We start from the raw sequence: 2,816 nt of genomic DNA, 5'->3' as shown, positions 1-2,816 counted from the left end.
ACGTGTACTGCGCGCCGCACACCGGCGGGGAGAGTTTCGGCATCGTGCTGGTGGAGGCGATGGCCGCCGGCACCGCGGTGGTGGCCAGCGACCTGGACGCCTTCCGGCGGGTGCTGCGCGACGGACAGGCCGGCCGCCTGGTGCCGGTCGACGATCACGCAGCACTGGCCGCCGGCCTGATCGAGGTGCTGGAGAACGACCCGCTGCGGGCCCGCTACGTCGCGGCCGGCGTGCAAACGGCACGCCGCTACGACTGGTCGGTGGTGGCCGAGGCGATCATGCGGGTCTACGAGACGGTCGCCGGGGTGGGTACCAAGGTTTCGGTGGCCGGCTGATGAGTGGGGCGGTGCTGCTCGCCACGTTGGTGATCGTGGCAGTGGCGGTGCTGGCGGCGACGGTGGCCTGGGCGTATCAGACCGCCAACCGGCTGAACCGGCTGCACGTGCGTTGTGACCTGTCCTGGCAGGCCCTCGACGGCGCGCTGGCGCGCCGCGCCGTGGTGGCCCGGGCGGTCGCGGTGGCGACCCACGGCGCTGCCGGCACTGCGATTAGCGGCCGGTCGGCGGCGCTGGCCGACCTGGCCACGTTGGCCGAGCGAGCACCCACAGCGGACCGAGAAACCGCGGAGAACGAGTTGTCGGCGGCGTTGGCGACGGTCGAGCCGGCGACGCTGCCACCTGCGATCGTGGCCGAGTTGGCCGACGCCGACGCCCGGGTTCTGCTGGCTCGCCGGTTTCACAACGACGCGGTCCGCGACACGGTGGCGCTGCGGGAGCGGCCGCTGGTCCGGTTGTTACGCCTGGGCGGGACCGCCCCATTACCAACGTATTTCGAGATCGCCGAGCGGTCGGACGTGCTGATCCGCGGCGATCACAGTGCACCGGGACAGCGTATCTCTGCGCGGGTAGTGCTGCTTGACGACGACGGGTCGGTGTTGCTGCTGTGCGGCTCGGACCCGGCGTTAGACGACGCCGAAAACCCAGCGCCGCGGTGGTGGTTCACAGTCGGCGGCCGGCCGCTGCCCGGCGAGCGGCTGGCCGCCGCCGCGGCGCGCGAGCTGGCCGAGGAGACCGGCTTGCGGGTGGATCCCGCCGAGCTGGTCGGGCCGATCTGGCAGCGCGAGGAGGTGTTCGAGTTCAACAGCGAGCAGCTCGACAGCCGGGAATTCTTCTTCGTGTACCGCACGGCGCGCTTCGAGCCGTCGGCCGCGGGGCGAACCGGACTGGAACGCCGCTACATTCACTGCCACCGCTGGTGTGATGCAGCCGAGATCGCGCGGCTGGCCGCTGTGGGGGAGACGGTGTACCCGATGCAGCTGGGTGAACGGCTCTCCGAGGCGAACACGGTCGCCGACCACCCGGCCAGCCTGGGCCCAGCGCCGGTGCCCATCCGCTGACCCGCATTAGACTCGCAACGGAGGTGTTGAGCGTGGCTGCGATTGCGGATCTTTTCTCCGCGCTACCCCCGGCGATGCGGGACCCGGTCTTTTTCGCCATCCCGTTTTTCCTGCTGCTGTTGATTCTGGAGTGGACGGCAGCTCGCAAGCTTGAACGCATCGATCGCGCCGCAGACCAGGCGGCCCGCCCCGCCTCCGGCGCCTACCTCGCCCGGGACGCCTGGGCCAGCGTTTCGACGGGACTGGTCTCGGTAGCCACCACCGCCGGGTGGAAATTCGTGGCGCTGCTCGGCTATGCCGCCATCTACGCCTACCTGGCACCGTGGCATCTGTCGGCGACCGAGTGGTACACGTGGGTGATCGCGATCCTGGGCATCGACCTGCTCTACTACACCTATCACCGCATCGCTCACCGGGTTCGGCTGATCTGGGCAACGCATCAAGCGCATCACTCCAGCCAGTACTTCAACTTCGCCACTGCGCTGCGGCAGAAGTGGAACAACAGCGGTGAGGTCCTGATGTGGATTCCATTGCCGCTGTTGGGTGTTCCGCCGTGGATGGTGTTCGCCGGCTTCTCGGTGAACCTGATTTACCAGTTCTGGGTGCACACCGAACGCATCGACAAGCTGCCCCGATGGTTCGAGTTCGTCTTCAACACCCCGTCGCACCACCGAGTGCACCACGGCATGGACCCCGAATACCTGGACAAGAACTACGGCGGGATCCTGATCATCTGGGATCGCATCTTGGGCACTTTCCAGCCCGAGCTGTTCCGACCGCACTACGGATTGACCCACCAGGTCACCACGTTCAACGTCTGGGTCCTGCAGACCCACGAATATCTGGCGATCGCCCGGGATGTCCGCTCGGCAGCGCGGCTGCGTGATCGGCTCGGCTACATCTTCGGCCCGCCCGGTTGGCTGCCACTCGACTTGTGCCCGGGTCCGGTGCAGGCGAATCGGCATTTAGACTGAGCGAATACCGATCGAAGGAGAGTCAGCAGTGGACAGCGGCAACGGGCAGACCGGCACCGCCCGGGTCAAGCGCGGCATGGCCGAGATGCTCAAGGGCGGCGTCATCATGGACGTCGTCACCCCGGAGCAGGCCCGCATCGCCGAGGGTGCCGGCGCCGTCGCGGTGATGGCGCTGGAGCGGGTGCCCGCCGACATCCGCGCGCAGGGTGGGGTGTCGCGGATGAGCGACCCGGACATGATCGAGGGCATCATCTCGGCGGTTACCATCCCGGTGATGGCCAAGGCCCGCATCGGGCACTTCGTCGAGGCGCAGATCCTGCAGAGCCTGGGTGTGGACTACATCGACGAGTCCGAGGTGCTCACCCCGGCCGACTACACCCACCACATCGACAAGTGGCAGTTCACCGTGCCGTTCGTGTGCGGGGCGACCAACCTCGGCGAGGCGC

The 2,816-nt window shown here is 68.1% G+C and carries 4 protein-coding genes; all 4 read left to right on the top strand.

The features are described from left to right. Nucleotides 1-335 (top strand): glycosyltransferase family 4 protein (locus tag AC2VON_RS23385; RefSeq protein ID WP_486954983.1); only part of this gene is annotated, 335 nt, incomplete at its 5' end. Further along, nucleotides 335-1,396 (top strand): NUDIX hydrolase, encoded by a 1,062-nt coding sequence (locus AC2VON_RS23380; RefSeq protein WP_486954982.1) that lies wholly within the window; start codon nucleotides 335-337, stop codon nucleotides 1,394-1,396. The genes AC2VON_RS23385 and AC2VON_RS23380, both read left to right, overlap by 1 nt. Before the next feature lie 74 nt (nucleotides 1,397-1,470). Next, nucleotides 1,471-2,370: a sterol desaturase family protein gene (locus tag AC2VON_RS23375; RefSeq protein ID WP_486954985.1), complete on the top strand. Its 900-nt coding sequence runs from the start codon at nucleotides 1,471-1,473 to the stop codon at nucleotides 2,368-2,370. A 76-nt stretch (nucleotides 2,371-2,446) separates the two neighbouring features. Beyond that, a partial coding sequence (locus AC2VON_RS23370) for a beta/alpha barrel domain-containing protein (RefSeq protein WP_486954984.1) occupies nucleotides 2,447-2,816 on the top strand: 370 nt, incomplete at its 3' end.

The sequence above is a fragment of the Mycobacterium sp. TH-M82 genome, assembly GCF_057473605.1.
This window is presented reverse-complemented; position numbering and strand designations above follow the sequence as displayed.

Coding starts and splice junctions, on each gene's coding strand:
- AC2VON_RS23380 (WP_486954982.1), top strand. CDS start 335: ATGAGTGGGGCGGTGCTGCTCGCCACGTTGGTGATCGTGGCAGTGGCG.
- AC2VON_RS23375 (WP_486954985.1), top strand. CDS start 1,471: ATGCGGGACCCGGTCTTTTTCGCCATCCCGTTTTTCCTGCTGCTGTTG.